This is a genomic window from Ruminococcus sp. 1001136sp1 (assembly GCF_039841815.1).
GTDB lineage: Bacteria > Bacillota > Clostridia > Lachnospirales > Lachnospiraceae > Blautia_A > Blautia_A faecis.
In genome coordinates this window covers 1-17082 of sequence record NZ_JBDPGY010000034.1, presented here as the reverse complement: position 1 = coordinate 17082, position 17082 = coordinate 1, and the positions used below count along the sequence as shown (strand labels likewise).

18 protein-coding genes and 1 pseudogene are annotated in these 17082 nt (G+C 42.5%); 3 read left to right on the top strand and 16 right to left on the bottom strand.

Features of this window, described 5'->3' with window-relative positions; all coding sequences use genetic code 11:
- Nucleotides 1–405: 405 nt before the first annotated feature.
- The 5 genes and pseudogenes from ABHC48_RS19355 to wecB all read right to left on the bottom strand — a co-directional run.
- A complete protein-coding gene (locus ABHC48_RS19355) occupies nt 406–1050 on the bottom strand; it encodes a PrsW family glutamic-type intramembrane protease (RefSeq protein WP_195699402.1) in 645 nt (214 codons plus the stop codon).
- On the bottom strand, nt 1047–1661 hold the full coding sequence (locus tag ABHC48_RS19350) for a hypothetical protein (RefSeq protein WP_195699401.1): 615 nt from the start codon (nt 1659–1661) through the stop codon (nt 1047–1049). Before ABHC48_RS19350 ends, ABHC48_RS19355 begins: the two co-directional genes overlap by 4 nt.
- Nucleotides 1651–1968 (bottom strand): hypothetical protein, encoded by a 318-nt coding sequence (locus tag ABHC48_RS19345; RefSeq protein ID WP_195699400.1) that lies wholly within the window; start codon nt 1966–1968, stop codon nt 1651–1653. Before ABHC48_RS19345 ends, ABHC48_RS19350 begins: the two co-directional genes overlap by 11 nt.
- A 329-nt stretch (nt 1969–2297) precedes the next feature.
- Complete coding sequence (locus tag ABHC48_RS19340) at nt 2298–3452, bottom strand: hypothetical protein (RefSeq protein WP_195699399.1); 1155 nt, start codon at nt 3450–3452, stop codon at nt 2298–2300.
- A gap of 91 nt (nt 3453–3543) precedes the next feature.
- Nucleotides 3544–4281, bottom strand: a pseudogene (gene wecB, locus ABHC48_RS19335) (UDP-N-acetylglucosamine 2-epimerase (non-hydrolyzing)); the annotation flags it as partial.
- Between the two features lie 248 nt (nt 4282–4529).
- Here wecB and ABHC48_RS19330 point away from each other — a divergent pair.
- Nucleotides 4530–4763 carry an alpha/beta-type small acid-soluble spore protein gene (locus ABHC48_RS19330; RefSeq protein ID WP_118584211.1) on the top strand — a complete coding sequence of 78 codons (234 nt, stop codon included), beginning with the start codon at nt 4530–4532 and terminating at the stop codon, nt 4761–4763.
- 110 nt (nt 4764–4873) lie between these two features.
- Here ABHC48_RS19330 and ABHC48_RS19325 read toward each other — a convergent pair whose 3' ends face one another.
- The 6 genes from ABHC48_RS19325 to ABHC48_RS19300 form a co-directional block, all read right to left on the bottom strand.
- On the bottom strand, nt 4874–5614 hold the full coding sequence (locus ABHC48_RS19325; protein ID WP_173715592.1) for a hypothetical protein: 741 nt from the start codon (nt 5612–5614) through the stop codon (nt 4874–4876).
- Nucleotides 5608–6318, bottom strand: a complete 711-nt coding sequence (locus tag ABHC48_RS19320) for an ABC transporter ATP-binding protein (RefSeq protein ID WP_118584213.1) — start codon at nt 6316–6318, stop codon at nt 5608–5610. Before ABHC48_RS19320 ends, ABHC48_RS19325 begins: the two co-directional genes overlap by 7 nt.
- Nucleotides 6319–6334: 16 nt before the next feature.
- Nucleotides 6335–6691, bottom strand: a complete 357-nt coding sequence (locus ABHC48_RS19315) for a GntR family transcriptional regulator (protein ID WP_187565662.1) — start codon at nt 6689–6691, stop codon at nt 6335–6337.
- A 2-nt stretch (nt 6692–6693) separates the two neighbouring features.
- On the bottom strand, nt 6694–6882 hold the full coding sequence (locus ABHC48_RS19310) for a hypothetical protein (RefSeq protein ID WP_195699398.1): 189 nt from the start codon (nt 6880–6882) through the stop codon (nt 6694–6696).
- Nucleotides 6866–8116 (bottom strand): DNA polymerase IV, encoded by a 1251-nt coding sequence (locus ABHC48_RS19305; protein WP_173770408.1) that lies wholly within the window; start codon nt 8114–8116, stop codon nt 6866–6868. Before ABHC48_RS19305 ends, ABHC48_RS19310 begins: the two co-directional genes overlap by 17 nt.
- A gap of 214 nt (nt 8117–8330) precedes the next feature.
- Nucleotides 8331–9566, bottom strand: coding sequence for a galactokinase family protein (locus tag ABHC48_RS19300; RefSeq protein ID WP_195699397.1), 1236 nt, complete (start codon nt 9564–9566; stop codon nt 8331–8333).
- Between the two features lie 306 nt (nt 9567–9872).
- Here ABHC48_RS19300 and ABHC48_RS19295 point away from each other — a divergent pair, with 306 nt between their 5' ends.
- A complete protein-coding gene (locus tag ABHC48_RS19295; protein WP_195699396.1) occupies nt 9873–10754 on the top strand; it encodes an AraC family transcriptional regulator in 882 nt (293 codons plus the stop codon).
- Nucleotides 10755–10974: 220 nt separating this feature from the next.
- On the opposite strand, the gene ABHC48_RS19290 is transcribed toward ABHC48_RS19295, so the two are convergent.
- From ABHC48_RS19290 to ABHC48_RS19280, 3 genes are all read right to left on the bottom strand, one after another.
- Nucleotides 10975–11514 (bottom strand): EutP/PduV family microcompartment system protein, encoded by a 540-nt coding sequence (locus ABHC48_RS19290; RefSeq protein ID WP_148462568.1) that lies wholly within the window; start codon nt 11512–11514, stop codon nt 10975–10977.
- Nucleotides 11515–11639: 125 nt separating this feature from the next.
- Nucleotides 11640–12068 (bottom strand): BMC domain-containing protein, encoded by a 429-nt coding sequence (locus tag ABHC48_RS19285; protein ID WP_118578381.1) that lies wholly within the window; start codon nt 12066–12068, stop codon nt 11640–11642.
- Between the two features lie 11 nt (nt 12069–12079).
- Entirely contained in the window at nt 12080–12445 is a 366-nt protein-coding gene (locus ABHC48_RS19280; protein WP_118578382.1) for a BMC domain-containing protein, read from the bottom strand.
- A 371-nt stretch (nt 12446–12816) separates the two neighbouring features.
- Here ABHC48_RS19280 and ABHC48_RS19275 point away from each other — a divergent pair, with 371 nt between their 5' ends.
- Entirely contained in the window at nt 12817–14187 is a 1371-nt protein-coding gene (locus ABHC48_RS19275) for an MATE family efflux transporter (RefSeq protein ID WP_118578383.1), read from the top strand.
- Nucleotides 14188–14353: 166 nt separating this feature from the next.
- Here ABHC48_RS19275 and ABHC48_RS19270 read toward each other — a convergent pair whose 3' ends face one another.
- Both ABHC48_RS19270 and ABHC48_RS19265 read right to left on the bottom strand, forming a co-directional pair.
- A complete protein-coding gene (locus ABHC48_RS19270) occupies nt 14354–15370 on the bottom strand; it encodes a M14 family zinc carboxypeptidase (RefSeq protein ID WP_243284496.1) in 1017 nt (338 codons plus the stop codon).
- 257 nt (nt 15371–15627) lie between these two features.
- Nucleotides 15628–17082: hypothetical protein (locus ABHC48_RS19265; protein ID WP_347505981.1), on the bottom strand; the 1455-nt coding region annotated here is incomplete at its 5' end.

Below are 17082 nucleotides of genomic sequence, written 5' to 3'. Positions count from 1 at the left end.
CGTTCCCTCCAAATCTATAATTCGTATCTTTGTCTGGCATTTATGTTTTGCAATGATTCCTATCAGCAACCTTTGTTTTTATTATAGCGGATTTTTTCCTGTAATACAATGCGTTTTCAAATGCTTGATAAAACCTGCAAAATAAGGGTTACTGTTCACTCCGTTCACAGTAACACGCTTCGCGATGCACAGAAATCATGCATTCGCATGATTTCGCGCCGCACTTCTCGAGTTTTCTGTGAACTACGTTCACAAAAACACCTCGCGGAATGTCACCAGCGAACAGTAACAAATAAGGAAACAAAGGCAGACGAAGAAGTTTTTTGCCAGATTAATGCGTTTGGCTTTATCCGGCTCTTTCACCGTCACCTTTCAAATAAAAACACTTTTTCGCGACAGAACATTTTATTCAAACTCAATTTTCCGATAAAGCCGGAACTTTTTAACCGCCAGAAGGGCAAAGATCAAAAATATCGGGAACAGATAGCCGATCAGGTTCCATCTGCTGTTTGCTGTGATCAGTATATTATAAATCCCATGGAAAACCACACATGCCCCAAGCGCCCCGATCGTGCCAGTGACCATGATCCATTTTTTCTGAAACACATAGGCGATTCCGCAGCCAAGTGCAATTCCGCACAAAAGATGAAGGGAACCAGCTGATACGCCACGGATCAGCACATAGGAAAAATCTGCTGCCCCGTTTTCTGTGAGATAACATACATTTTCAAAAGTAGCGAATCCAACGGCAATTCCAATAGCCGGGGATACAATTTCGTGCTTGTCAGGTTCAAACACCAGCAGATAAAACAAAAGGGGAAGAAATTTCACCACTTCCTCGCACACGGGCGTGATCTCCATCACCGCCACCGCAGTATCTGCCCCGTAAGAGCCTGCAAAAAAACTGCTCACATAAGCGGACAAAAGACAGCTTCCCATTCCCAGGATCACAAATACCGTAAAAGTCTGTTGTCTCCCTTTTCTGAATAAAAGACTCAAAATAAGCGGAACTGCAAGACATAGAAAAATATTTTCAATATAGTAGCTCATCCTCGTTCCACCTCTTTTCGCAGGGCAAAAAACAGATATGCCATTGTAAGAGTCAGCGTAATGTCTACCGCAAAGTAAAGATTAAATCTCGTATAATCCTTAATAAATTCAGACACAATATACAACAATACCTGCAGCCATGCCACTGACAGCATAATTCCGTCCAGAAAATGATGTTCTTTTTCTCTTCTTAGCACTTCCATACACCGAAGGACAATGGTACCTGCAGTAATTCCAAAGCAGCCAGAAAAAAACAGGGACGGTCCAAATATCTGAAAAGCCATAACCAGACACACGATCACAACTGCCCCCAAAACAGAGACAACACCTGGAAGCTTTCCGTGCAGATCCCTTCGGGATAAAGAGAGCGATAAAAAGAACAAATATGCAGCCAGCCAGGAAATCTCCGCCACATAGAAAATCTGCGGTACCTTTCCCATAATGATAAGATACAGGACATAATAGAGCGTTCCCATCATAAAGCAGCCGTTGCTGCCTGCAAGGAGCAGAAAGTCCCTGCTCTTTTTTTTACAGGCAGTTACGGCAGAGGCAATCATTACGCAAAACAACACCAGAATCTGAAATATATTATCTACGATTTCAAAATTCATCAGACTTTTTCTCCCTGTTTTTCCGGTGCAGACGGTATAATAAAACCGTCACGCAGACACCTAACAGAAAACAGATTGTTCCCATCAGGATATACCCCTGTGCACTGTTATTTCCAAAGATACTGGCGGTGCCCGCGAAAAAGCCATCCATTGCATATGCCGGCTGGTTTGCCACCTGCGGCATCAAAATCCCCAGGCAGGCGATCAGGATCACACAGGCTGCCACGCATCCAAAATCCTGGGTACGCTGTCTGCGCTTCTGCTCTTTTCTCCGTATTTCCAATGTTCTGTTACGAATCAGTTCCATCCGTTCCTGTTCTGTCCGCTTTAGCTCTTAGTACCTGCTTTATAATTTCAAAGCACTGCTTCAATGGCATTGGCTCTTTATAACATCTGCGGGAAGATAATGCATCAAATACATAATAAAACAGGCAATTTGTAATTTACAGTACCTCACTCTTTTCTTTTCCTTTGCATTTTCTTGTAATGATATTTTACAAAAATCCCTTAAAACAAAATAGGTTTCTTTTTATGAGAAATGTGTCAATTTTATAGCTGTTCTGGATTTCCATCTGTGATCATTTTAATCAATGTAAACACATTATTTGTTAAGAATTTGTTTTTAAATAACGTATTCTATAAACAAAAAGAACCGGCTCTTTTCAATGCCGATTCCCGGGTATAAAAAACTGAGATCATTATCCGTTGCAGGAAATCTGACCTCAGTAGTTTTTTAGATATTAAATTGTAAAACAGAAATCCTGTTTTTATTTTTCTTTCATATAAACTATACAATTTCTCACATTCCATACAAATCCATCCTGCTTCGCCTGTGTATAGCGGATATTTTCGGTTCTCACAGTATTCTGCTTCATAATTTCTTATCATTTCCAAAAGGTTATTGATATCCCCCATCTGCGCAGCAGCCATTCCTGTCATTGCCCACAAAAAGCCATTTCTTTTTTTAGTCAGCTTCTGCCACTGAAACCTTTCTGTAAACTGCTCATATAATATCTTTTGCTTTTTCTTCTCTTTTACTGGAAATTCATAGATCAGGGGATAAATCTGAGCAACTCCATCCGGATAAAATTCTTTCTGGTGATACAGATCACTGTTTTCGATAATTCTCCATCTTTGATTCGCATCATCCCAGAATAGCTTTTCTATCTGTGCCTGTAGCTTATTACGCATTTCACGGATTGCCTGCACATCCTTTAGTCCTGCATGTTCTAATTCGTACAGGCCTTTCCATACTTCCAGATTATCCATCAGATAAACTGTTGTATTTTCTTCTGAGACCTGTGTAATTCCATCCTGCATCAGGCTTTGAATCTTTTTTAATGCAAGGCTGATTCCCTTTTTCCAGTATTCCGGCAGGTCTGTACTTTCTGTCTTTTCCAGATATTTTCCCATAAGAAAAAGATACATACCAAGATACCCGTCTTCGGAATCAGCCTTTTCTTTATAAAAAAGTTTCCCACTCTTTTTCCTGTAGATTCCCATTTTTCCATCTGTTTCCAGCAAAATCCCGGTATGCCAGTCCAGATACCTGCCAACAGCTTTTTTCTCTGTTTCAGTAATGGGGCAGTTCTTTGTTTCTGCCAGAAGCCCCAGTGCAGCCATACATGCAAAGTATGGATTAACATCTCCGGCTTTACTTCCATTCATGTAAAATTCACCCTCAGGCCCCTGATTTTCAAGAATCCACTTTTTTTCTCCGGTCAAGACTGTTTCCAGCCATTTCTGCCGGGCATCTATTTCTTTTCTCAGGTTCTGATAATAAATGAACATAAGTGAAATTCCCACAGTTATGCAAAATATAATAAGTTTCATCACGTTCTTTCGATGTTTTACTTTTCTTTTGCATTGATTGTGTTTATGCTCATGCATCTATATTCTCCAGAATTTTTCTGATTTTGATACTTGCAGTCCAATCACCATAAGGATTTCTGGCCTCACTCATCCTTCTGTAAATTTCAGGTTCTGTAAGAAGCTGCCTGCATTCTCTGTAAATATCCTCCATTTTCGTGCCTGCAAGCTTTAAGGTTCCTGCTTCCACACCTTCCGGACGTTCTGTTGTATCTCGCATGACCAGCACAGGTTTTCCCAATGCCGGAGCTTCTTCCTGAATTCCGCCACTATCAGTCATGATCAGATAACTGGCTTTCATCAGGTTATGAAATTCTACCACATCCAGTGGTTCGATCAGGTGTATTCTATCACATCCACCGAATTCCTCATCTGCGATTTTTCTGACCTGCGGATTCAAATGTACAGGATAAATAACCTTCACATCTGTAAATTCCTCCACGATTCTGCGTATAGCCCGGAACATATCACGCATGGGTTCTCCCAGATTTTCCCTTCTGTGTGCTGTCACAGCAATCAGTCTGCTGTCTTTTGCCCATTCTGTTTCCGGGTGATAAAAATCATTTCGCACCGTATAGTGCAAAGCATCAATTCCTGTATTTCCTGTGACAAAAATCTGCTCTGGATCCTTACCCTCTTTCAGCAGTGCATCCGCTGCTTTCTGGGTCGGTGCAAAATGCAAGCTGGCAGTAAGTCCAATGGACTGCCTGTTAAATTCTTCCGGATAGGGAGATTTCATATTATAAGTACGAAGTCCCGTTTCCTATCTCTATTTTTGTGTATGCAATTTTTTGTTCTTGTAATAAGATATGCTCCCAATATAAGAATTTCTACACTGAGAATGTAGCGTCAAGTTAAAACATTTTGCTATCCGGCATATTTTTTTTGTTGTCTTTTTTTTGATCACCCCATTTATTCCCAGTGTATTTTCATTTTCAGAGTACATACTAGCAATGTAACATCAAACAAAACAACAATTAACCAAGGAGGAAAATGATTATGTCAAACAATACTTCTTCTAACAAAGCAGCTGTACCAGAAGCAAAGGGCGCATTAAATCGTTTCAAATTTGAGGTTGCAAATGAGCTGGGTGTGCCGCTTACAGACGGATACAACGGAAACCTTACTTCCAAACAGAATGGTAGTGTAGGTGGATATATGGTGAAAAAGATGATCGAGGCGCAGGAAAGATCCATGTCCGCAGGACAGAGTGGCCAGAGTGGTCAGTACTAATTCAAAAAACGCCTGATTAAGTAAAAAAATACAGGGTATTACTTACTCCTCAACGAGAAGCAGGTAATGCCCTGTTTTGAAATAGATCTTTTCTGATCCTGTGTTTTTTATTATACGCTTAGCTTCTTCTCCATGATCCAGCCGCTGATTACATACAGCACTGCCGCAATGGCAAATGATGCTGCAATATACAGGACAAAAGTAAGTTCCATACTTTTCAGAACCGGAATGAGATCCAGCAGCTTTCCAATAACAGAAGATATTACCAGGAAGATAAGGAAGCCGGCGATGCCGCTGCCTTTTTTGCCTGCAAGGACACTGGCGGATAAGATCACGGACAGGTCAGCATTCACAATGAAAACAATCCAGCTTGCCAGAAGACCAAAGAAATAGAAAGCTGCTTCTGCCGGAGTAAAAGTCACGGACCAGTTTACTTCCATAAAGGAACTCACCAGATTGATCATCTCTTTCAGACCGCCAATGTAAAGAGTTGCCACTGTCACGTCAAGAGCTGCCAGCGCTGCAAAAAATGCGCCTGCCATGATAATGGAAATTCCATTTTCCAGGATCTTGGCTCCCAGAATCTGATAGCTGCTCTTTGGTGTGAGAAATAACATATAACTCTGTTTGGTATTCAGGTCACGATGGAGAACATTTACACTCTCTATACCAATGTAGATAACACCAAATATTGTACACATGACCAGGAAAATAATTCCCATTGCCAGAATATTATCCTTTTTCCAAAATACACCTATTAAAAATGCAATTTCTGCAACTGCTGTGATCACCAACAGAACCAGTTTGGAAAATGCGGTTTTCCGAAGCTCATATTTCATCAACTTTAACATACTTCTTCTCCTCCATGTCCATAGATTTCACGGTATAGATCCACTACGGATTTGTGTTGATTAATCCGAAGCTCCTCTACCATGCACTGATTTGCCAAAATACCATCTTTCATAAAAATGGCTGCATCTGCTACACGTTCCAGTTCGTCTACGAGATGACTGGAAACTACCAGTGTCACATCTGGATCTATGGCTTCCAGAATGCTCTTCATGATCTGGTCTCTTGCAAGAAGGTCAATGCCGTTCAACGGTTCGTCAAGCAAGTACAGCCTAGCCTCCCTTGCCATGGTAACTGCAATTTTCAGCTTGGCCATCATACCAGAGGACAGCTTCTTCGCTTTCATGTCCTCTGTAAGCTCCATTCGGGAAATCATCTGTCTGTATTTCTCCATGGAAAAATCTTCGAAAAAGTCCTCATAATATTTTCCCACATCTGAAACTGTCATCCAGTTGTAGAAATAAGGCTCCGTGGACATATAAGCAATTTCTTTTTTACTCTCTTTTCCAATGGGAGTTCCCTGATAAAGGATCTCACCGTTGGTAGGCTTTACAAGTCCTGCTACCATTTTCATCCAGGTGGTCTTGCCGCTTCCATTGGGGCCAAGCATGGCGTATACAAGGCCTGGCTCCAATTGTAAAGATACCTGATTCACAGCAGTCTTACTGCCGTATTTCTTCGTTACTTCTCTGCTCTCTAAGATCATTTTTATACACTCCTCGTCATTCCGACTGTTCTTTCTCCAGAAGTCCGATTGCCTGAGCTCTGGAAAAACCAAGCTGCTCCATTCCTTCCAGGAATTCCCGGATCAGGGCTCCTGCCATCTCTTCCTTCAGCTGCTGCACTCTTTCCGGATCTTCTGTCACGAAGGTTCCCATCCCGCGTCTGGTAAAGCAGACGCCTTCCATCTCCAATTCTTTATATACGCGGCTGACTGTATTGGGATTAATGGTATATTCTACCGCCAGATCCCGCACAGATGGAAGCCTCGCACCAGGAGACAGCTTGCCTGTTACAATATCCTGCTTTATAGAATTTGCTGCCTGGAGATAAATTGGCAGCGATGAATTATATTCCATGGTTACCTCTCTTTCTGTATCACTGTCATAGCAATATAGTACACTGGAATTGTATTTTCGTCAAGCGTTTTTTTACATTTTTTTACATAAGGAACAAAACCGTGTTTCCTGTGCCAAAAAAGAACATTGCATTTCCCTGCAAAGGAAATGACAATGTTCTCTTTTCTATTTCTTTTAGAATCTTTTTCCATTTTCTTCGTTTTCCATCTGCGCCTTGGCTTTTCGCCCGATTCCTGCATTGCTGTTCATAATGCTGGCCCGGGTGATCTTGTCGTTTCCAAATTTCATGCGGATGGCATCCATCGCTGCATCCAGCTTCTGGCGCTGTTCCTTTTTCGCACAGTCCTCAAACAGGGACATCTGTTCGAATCCGTCCTCAGTAAGTCCGGTGAGTGCCACTCCGATCAGACGTAATGGCTGCCCCTTCCAGAACTCTGCGAACAGTTTTCTGGCATTTGCGTAGACTTCATCAGTTACATCCGTAGCGCTTCCAAGCTTCATCTGATGGGAACGATTCTTAAAATCCAGAGTGCGGAAGGTGACAGAAATACAGGTACATTTCTTTCCTTTCCGCCTCATTCTGGTGGCTACCACATCGCATTGCTCCAATAAAATAGGCTGGATCTGCTCCATAGATACAATATCATCATTGAAAGTCTTCTCCACGCTGAAGCCTTTACTCTCCTCAGGCACTTCCAAAACCGGAGAATTGTCAATGCCTCTGGCGTACTGGAAGAGCTGATGTCCGGTCTTTTCTCCCAGAAGTGTCTGAATAGTGGACTCCCTTTCCCGAGCCAGTTCCCCTATGGTGCGGATACCGAAATCAACCAGCTTCTTTTCCGAAGCTTTTCCCAGAAATAACAGATCTCTGATGGGAAGAGGCCACATTTTTGCCGGAATTTCTTCCGGGAAAAGGGTGTGCACTTTATTTGGCTTCTCGAAGTCCGAGGCCATTTTCGCCAGCAGCTTATTGGTGGAAATTCCCACATTTACTGTAAATCCAAGCTCCTGATAAATCTTATCCTTTATCTCACAGGCTGTTGCTATGGGATCCGGGTAGATCAGGGAAGTTCCAGTCATGTCCAGAAATACCTCATCAATAGAAAAGGATTCCATTGCAGGAGCATAAGATTTACAAATTGCTTTAAATGCCTGGGAATTCTTCGTGTAAAGGCGAAAATCACTAGGTACCACTACCAGATTCGGGCATTTTCGAAGGGCCATTGCCACGGGCTCACCAGTCTGTACTCCGTATTTCTTGGCAGGAATGGATTTCGCAACTATGATTCCGGTACGTGTCCTGGGATCACCGCCTACTGCAGACGGAATTTCCCGCAGATCCGGCTCACCTGCCTTTACTCTGCTCGCTGCCTCCCAGGAAAGAAAAGCGCTGTTCACATCAACATGAAAAATCAATCTTTCCATCTGATTCTCCTTCTTTCGTATTTTCCTTTATTTCCGAAAATTCTGTGATAGACTCAATATAGCACGTCAGAAGGAAATATGTCCAGATTCTTTATGTATATATTACGCAAATACGGTAACACAAAAAGACTGTAAAAGTTCTAAACTGGCTGTCATAGCGAAAAGCTGCTGCGAAAAAGGTCACCTTTAGTTCAGATAACTCAGAATATTGTCATTATCCAATGTGAACAGCTCCAATTGCGCGGATATCCATTGGATAAACGTTCTCTCTGCCAACATACTGGGAAATGTATTCTACATAATTCTCCATCTCATTTTCCGGTACAACAGCTGCAATAACACCGGCAAATCCGCCGCCATGTACTCGGCAGATACCGCCGCCGATCTTGTTCAGGAACAGCTGGGTAAGAGCAAGAACCAACGGGATCTTCTGCTCGTGGCAGTCTTTCATGCAGTAGCAGTTCTGAAGCAGTTCCCAGGACGATCTTCCGGATTCATCCATCAGCTTCAAAAATTCCTCGTAATCTGCCTTACCAATTGCCTCTGCTGCCCGTTCTACACGGGAAGTCTCTTCAAAGAAGTGAATGGAACGGAGAATTGCTCTGTCGTCCTGAATCTCGTTTACATGTGCAAGCAGATTTTCAAGAGTAGTCTCATGAAGAAGCTCTGCACCAAGTACCTTGGCTGCTGCTTTCATCTCACCTGGAATCTCAGAGTATTCCTGGCTGAGATCTGCATGGCCTTTTCCGGTGTTTACAATTACCAGTTTGTGACCAAATTTTCCATAGGAGAAGTCCAGCTTGCTGTATTTCAGATCATTTCTGTCTGCAAAGTCGAAGAGAACCGGACCACCAACTGCACATGCCATCTGATCCATCATTCCGGAAGCTTTATCCCAGTATACGTTCTCTGCGTACTGACCAATCTTTGCATAGTCTGTGTAAGTCATCTTGCTGTCGTTAAAGAAGTAATCGATGATTACGCAGATCAGCATTTCAAAGGATGCAGAGGAACTTACTCCTGCTGCTGCGATCACGTTGGTGCTTACATAGGCATCAAAACCAGCTGTCTGAAAGCCATTCTTCTTCGCACCTTCCATCATACCGGCAACCAGGGCAAAGGTTCCTTTCGGATAGTTGGCTTTGCTGATCTTGTCAAGATCAACTACAATCTCATCTCTGTAGCCTTCACTTGTAATGTGGATCACGTTGGTTCCATTCGGTGCAGCTGCGCCGATGGTATCCAGATTGATACTTCCTGCGATTACCTTGCCGCCGTTGTGGTCAACATGGTTTCCGATGATTTCTGTTCTTCCAGGGGAAGTAAAGAAATCTGCATGGTCATGTTTGTAGATTCTGGCAAAGTTGTCTGCTAGATTCTGGAAACGAGCTGCGCAGGCACTGTTCTCTCCATAGATTTTCTCAAGGTTTGCTTTTTCTGGTAAATTCATGATCTCATTCTCCTATTTTTGTTAATATTGTTATAATTTTACATTCTGTACTCCAGCTGCCTCAGTGCATATTTTCTGCTTCATCTGTGCTTATCCGGATCTCTCATCAAGTTAATTTCATTTTACATGCATTTCCTTTGCATTACCTTAAATAACTTGCGAAAAACAAGTAATATATTGCGTTTTTATCTTTAACAGATGTATAATACAGGTAAATTTATGCGTTTTATTGTAGTTCTCTATTTTTGAACATATGGAATTCTATACAGTCCACAGGATATGAAATTTTTTCTCGGGAGGTTTGGCATGCAGATCATAACCAATCAGTTTCAAAAAGAATTAAAACAGCACGGCAATGAACAGTTTCCATTCCTGGTCAGCTACCAGAAACTTTCAGAATATGAGTCTGGTTCCTTTATGTGGCACTGGCACCCGGAAATAGAGATTACTTATGTGCAAAAAGGCACTATGTGCTACAAGGTCAACCATATGGTTTACCACTTAAAAGAAGGAGATATTGTATTTAACAACTCCGGTGCCCTTCACTCTGGCACAATGGAAAATCAGAAGGACTGCGCTTATATTCCTGTAACCTTTGATTCCAGGCTGATTTATGGATTTTTCCAAAGCACTGTCAACAGCAAATATGTAGATCCTGTCATTCAGGATTCTATGCTCCCTGCCATCTGTATCGACCAGAGTGAGCCCTGGCACAAGCCTTTTCGCGAATATCTTCTCCGCATTATTGATCTGGATGAAAAGAAACCGGATTTTTATGAGTTGGACATTACCATCTGCCTGCAATCCATATGGCGGCTTCTTCTGGAGCATATTACCTACGAACCCCAGGCTTCCCGGGAAAACTCTCTGGAATACGACCGGATTAAGAAGATTCTGTCCTACATAGAAGAAAACTATCAAAATAAGATCACCTTAAATGACATTGCCGGACACATCCACCTGTGCGAAAGCGAATGTACCCGGCTTTTTAAACGTCATATGAATACTACCTTGTTTGCCTTTTTGCAGGAATATCGGATCGAGCGCAGCCTTGAGTTTTTGCAGGCTGACCTGCCTGTCAGCGCGGTGGCTGACAAGGCTGGCTTTTCAGATCCAAATTATTATTCCAAAGTTTTTGCCAAAATAAAGGGATGCAGTCCCCGGGAATATCGAAAGCATAGACTTTAAGTTCAACTGGTGGTTGCTAACTTATTTTCTAATTATTGCACCAATATCTGATATAATATGATCGGTGAACCGTCGGTGGGGATTCCGGCTGCCCAGGCGGTTCCGGATTTAACCCTCTGTCTGTTAAAGCGGTACATTTCTTTAATACCGTAATTTACATAAGCAACATACCATATAAAAATTCCCATCCAGATAACAGGAAAATCTGAATGGGAATTTTTTATAGCATATTCTCTTTTTCTTCCGGATAAGCCACTCCCTCTGGAAGAGGATCCCACTCGTTCAGACCAAGGCTCTGTTTGAATTTCGCCTGTTCCAATGTAAGCTTCGGGGTATCCTCCTGCAGATATTCCATCAACTCATCAATTCCCTCTCTGGTCACATTATTCACCATAAAAATGCGTTCACATCCAGCGTTGATCAGCCATTGTCTCACCATAGGGATATTGGCATATGGTGAATCAATTTTTGTGATAATGCCAATAAGAGGACGAAGGATAAAAGAGCGGCAGCTTGCACCAAACAGATTAAATGGCTCATCTGCAGCCTGCACAATTGCCACCACATCTGCCTCAAAGGAAAAACATGCAAGTCCTACACTGAATCTTTTTGACTCTGCATACTCCCCCGGAGAGTCAATGGTATCGTCATTGGAATTGGTATATTGTGTTTTTATATAATGAAGCTCCTCGCCTTTTAGTGCCTGCGTCAGTGAGGTCTTGCCGGCCTCACTTCTTCCCATCAAAAAAATTTTCTTCATCGAATTGTATTTCCCCTGTTTTCAATAAACCTTACTTGTAAAAATACAGCAGTGCATTATTTTTACATTTGCATATCATAATATCGTATCCATAAGCTGCTGTTCCCGCAGCCATAAGGTATCTGTCAGCTTCTGTGAACCGCACATGTTTTAAAGCCTAACTCTCTGTCAAAGAAACGTACGACCTCTTCCACAGCAGTCTGCACCTGGGACAATCCTCCTGTAATGATCAGAGAACCGCAAAAACGATCCATAAACCCGATCTGTACATCTGCACTCTTCATGGCAACATCTGCAGCTACCACAACCGCTTCCCAGGGAGTAAAACGGATCAGACCAATGGATTCTCCTGTGTGGTCTTCCCCCTCATGAACTCCAATATGCAGTCCCAGATTTTCATAAATACAAGATTGGGAAGGACTGATCACATGGGCAAGACAAACTTCCTTTCCCGGTACACGCACACGAGTCATACGAAGCTTCTTCCCCTTCAGATGTTCATAATCATCATGGAATAGCATTTCCAGCAGCTCTTCCTTCGTTATTCGCTCCATGCTTCTACTTCCTATCGTTTCGTAATATTGCAGACCACATATCCCAGAGAATCCCGGAAATAATTTACGATCTCAGTCATTGCAGACATTACATCAGAAATCTCTCCTGTAATGATCAAAGTCCCTGTAAACCGGTCTGCAAATCCAAGATAAACATTACCGCTTTTCACCGCAATATCAGAAGCGATAACTGCGGATTCCGGAGGTGTCATATTCATGATTCCAATTGCAGAGGAACGATAATCCAGCTGCGGATTCAACCCAAGCTTCTGATAAATGATCGGTGCCGGTCCTCCCATTACATGGGCAAAAGTAATCTCCTTACCAGCCACAGTCTCCTGCACGATTCTGATCTGTTCTCCATGTTCATTTGCCATTTATATGAATGCCTCTCTTTCAAAAAAATATCTTCACGCTATATTTGATTTTACCATTTATGAGAGCAAATAGCAAGCAAAACCAACATATCAGTCAAAATTCCTAAACATTTTTTGAGAAAAAGTGTGGTTTCTTGAACATTATGGCATTAAATGCCTTTAAAATAGTCAAAAATAAAATAGTGACAGATAATCCGCAGTGTGATAAAATAATTTTCGCTTCCAGAGTATGAAAAAAATGCAATCTGCAAAATGTGCGTTATATTTTGTGGGAATGATTTTTCAAACAGACTCTGACACACTCTAATATGTAAGTAATTTAGTAACACTTTTTATTTACGATTTCTATATTTCTCAATAAGGAGTTTTTTATGGAAAAAGATATGACAAAAGGCCGGCCTTTGCCGGTAATCCTGAAATTTATGCTTCCTCTTATTATTGGAAACATTTTTCAGCAGCTCTATAATATGGCAGATACGATCATTGTAGGACGCTATGTAGGCGCGGATGCCCTTGCGGCAGTTGGATCCACCGGAACGATCATGTTTCTTACTGTGGGCTTCTCGCAGGGAATCACAGCTGGTTTCTCCGTACTCACCGCTCAGCGCTTCGGTGCCAAAGATACCGAAGGGGTAAAGATCAGTGTAGCTAACGGAATTCTTCTTTCCCTGATTTTTACCGTAATCATCAGTTCTTTAAGTTTGCTGGGCATGCGCCCTCTTCTGAAGCTGATGAACACACCTGACAACATTTTTCAGGATGCATATACCTACATTATGATCATCAGCGCCGGAATCATCGCCACTATTTTTTACAACCTGTTTTCCTCTTACCTGCGTGCAGTTGGAAACAGTAAGATTCCGCTGGTATTTCTTGTATTTTCCGCAGCTTTAAATGTAATTCTGGATCTGGTACTGATTATCAATTTTAAAATGGGCGTTGCCGGAGCAGCATGGGCAACCATTATTTCTCAGGGCGTTTCCGCAATACTCTGTTTGGTCTACATCTATATACGTATGCCTTCTCTTGCCCCAAACAGAAGACATTGGAGGCTTCACGGCCAGGAGAGCCGTAACCAGCTGGCTATGGGAATTCCTATGGCATTGCAGTTTGCAATTACAGCTTCCGGTACTATGGTCATGCAATCTGCCATCAATCTTTTCGGTTCCGATGCCGTTGCCTCTTTTACGGCAGCCAGCAAGGTGCAGAACCTGGTAACCCAGGGAATGATGGCTATGGGACAGACTATGGCGACATATAGTGGACAGAACTTCGGAAAGGGTGATATCAAGAGAATCCGCCAGGGTGTTAAAGCGTCTCTGGAAGCTTCTGTTGTATATGCTCTTGCAGCAGCCGTGCTGGTTTGTATTCTTCTGAAACCAGCTCTTGGACTTTTCTTCACTGGAAATGTGGATATGAACAGCATGCTTCCATGGGCAAAAACTTACATTTATATGAGTGTGATCTTTTACATTCCTTTAAGCAGTATTTTCGTATTCCGAAATACCATGCAGGGCTGCGGATATGGATTCCTGCCTATGATGGGTGGTGTTTCTGAATTGGTTGCACGTCTGGTTGTAGCAATGATTTCCATGGCGGTAGGAAGTTATGCACTTGCATGCTTCTGTGACCCGGCAGCGTGGGTTACAGCAGCAGTATTTACCGGTGTTTCCTATCTTTTTGTCATGAAAGATATCCGCAGGAAATACGAAAGACCGGAAACTGCTACTTCCGAAAAATAATCATTTCGGATGCGCATGGCAATCTTCTATGCGTTTCGTAAACGCCAAAAAACAAATCATATACTAAAAGGAGATGTTTCGATTATTTCGGACATCTCCTTTTATGGTTACCGGCCAGCTTTCTCCGGTAATTATTTTACAAAAGCTCACCTGCAAACAATAACATTTAATTGTCTAATGAAAATATATATTCCAATGGAAGCAAATGTATTTCCTCATATACTGCCTTTTTATCCTCTTCAACGCCTCTTCCATTTCCGCTTTGAGCTGGTACTTTAATACGAAATGCCGGCTGTTTTTTCGTTTGAATATAGTATTGTTCCGGGGTTCCCATTCCCTTAAATTTTTCCCTGGCCGATTCGGTCATCTGTTCCCTTTCCAGATGATAGGAAGAAGATTTCTGCATATGTCTTGCCAGCCGGTAGGATTTCGGAAGACTTCCCACTCCCTGCTGACAGTGATAATAAATGATTTCCCTTCCGGATTGAGCAAACGTCAAAAGTCCTCTTCCATCATATTCCTGAATGATCCGGATCAATGCCTTTGTCTCATTCTCGCTGGCTGGTTCCTCTCCCATACGTGAACGGATATAATGAACCGTTGGAAAATTATGTGAAATATCCATTCCACGGGCATTATATCCAAAATCCTCAGCAGGAATGCTTTGCATACGAAGCATTTGACGGTAAACTGGATTTCGAATAGCACCAAAGCCATTCTGGCGGATTTCATAACCATCCGGGTTTAGAATCGGAATCAGACAGATCCTTATTTTATCAAGGAGTTTTTTCACTTCATAAAATTCATCCAGCTTCCAGCCGCATTCGTAGGCCCTGCAGTATTCTCCTGCCATTTTCAGAAGAAGTTCCGGCAAAAGAGCCTGAGTTCCATTAATTCCAGCCACACAGAAGATCATCTGTGCCCCGGTGCCAACTTCCAGCATTGGGATCATTCTCTCGTCATAACTGTTTCCAATCACGCGAAACTGGCAAAAGCTGCTGTAGCGTCCAGCTATTTCCCATAAAGAATAATATATGTTTTCAAATGACAGCGATGTTTGTACCATATCTGCATCTGTCGGTTGTACTTTCTTTTGTATATTTACTTTCGGCATGTCACTGACAGCCGTTTTATTCTGTGGGAACAATTCTTTTCTGACTGACAATACGCTTTCTGACAACATATTTTACCTCCTGCAGCAGGAAAAAACTCAGGCGGCATTTCATCTCTAGAGCGTGTTTGAAAAATCATTCCAACAAAGTGTAACGTACATCTTGCAGAAGGCCTTTTTTTACACGCTATAGCCTGTCCCCCCGCTGCCTGTATTATTATATGCAAAAAGGCAGGTCAAAAGACCTGCCTAATGTATGTTTCTTATTATTTTGCTGTCAGAAAAACTTCTGATCAAAATGCATGGTTATTCATATGCCATAGATTTTCTTAGATTTCTTTTTTTCTCTTTCTGACGATAACATAACCTCCAGCTACCAGAGAAAGACTTGCAAGCATCATCATAGTGGCAATCGGGGAGTTATCGGCTGTTCTCGCGTTTGTTGCAGATGTAGAACCGGTATCGCTGTCTGTTCCGTCATGGTTCTCTGCATCATCGCCATCTGTTCCATCTCCATCGCCGCTACCTGTTCCGTTATAATCATAACCGCCGGAACCAGAACCGGCTGTTGCAGTTGGCGTGATTGTGCCGGATGGAGTTACTGTGAAGTCGATTGCCTTGGACTTAAATTCTGTAGGGAGAGCTTCCTTCACGCCTGTAGCTTCCCATTCGGATCCATTGTATATGTACTTCTGGAAGAAGATATACATTCTAAAGGTCTTCGCCTGCTTGATACCATTTACATTTCCGATAGACCAGCTCTTCTGATATCCGGTGTCAATGTTCTTCGCGGACATGCTCCAGCCATACGGGATCCACTTGGTATCACCTTTGATCGGGTTTGTATTGTCAGTTCCAGCGCCAATTACTGTGAAATTGTACATCTGTTTCGGGTAGAATTCCAGTGCTTTCTCAAGACCTGTTACCTTGCTTTCGCTGACAGACGGGTTAATGGTTGCACGAGTGGTTGGCGTCGGTGTAGTAGTAACCGGAGCTTCTGTGGGAGTACTTGCTTTCGCCTTTAATGTGAGTACAAGTGGTGCAACTGCTTCAAGTCCCTTGGAATCCTCAGCATATACAACTACTTTAATGGCTGTATCATAAGCTACATCTGTCAACTGTACGCTTGCAGAGCTAGCAATATCTCCAGAGCTCTTATAATTGCTCTTTACTGCTTCAAATCCAGGTGTAGAATCAGATTTCTTCACCCAGGTCACATAATATCTGCCTCCAACACCTGCATCATTGGTATGGAAAGTCAGATCAACAGTATGCTCATACGCCTTGTTCCAGGAAATAGAATCTGCGGTCAGCGTCATAGTACTAACAGGAGCTGTAACAGACTCAAGTGCTCCAGTCTGGTTGTTAATGGTATACTCTGTAGTGTCCAGATAATGAACATGTGCCAGAATATTCTCCATAGTAGTAAGTGCAGTACCATTCGCATCCGTACCGACCTTTACAATAATCTTTCCGGCAGCTGCGTCACTTCTTCTTACCTGAAGGTCTGCTGTTTCAGCAAGCTGGCCAATTGCTGCGATACATGCGTTATCACCGCCTAAAACAATACTGTTATCATTAAGACCATCGTCCTTGTTATCCTTTACAATTACGGTGCCGGAAACACGGATCTCGCCCAGACTGTAAATAGCTCCACCTGTAATTTCAGCAGCTTCATTTACAATACCTTCAGACTGGTTTCCTGTGATAGTACCACCTGCCAGTCCGATGCTTCCGCCAGAATTACAGATTGCAGCTCCCGGCGCACTGGTTCTGTTTCCTGT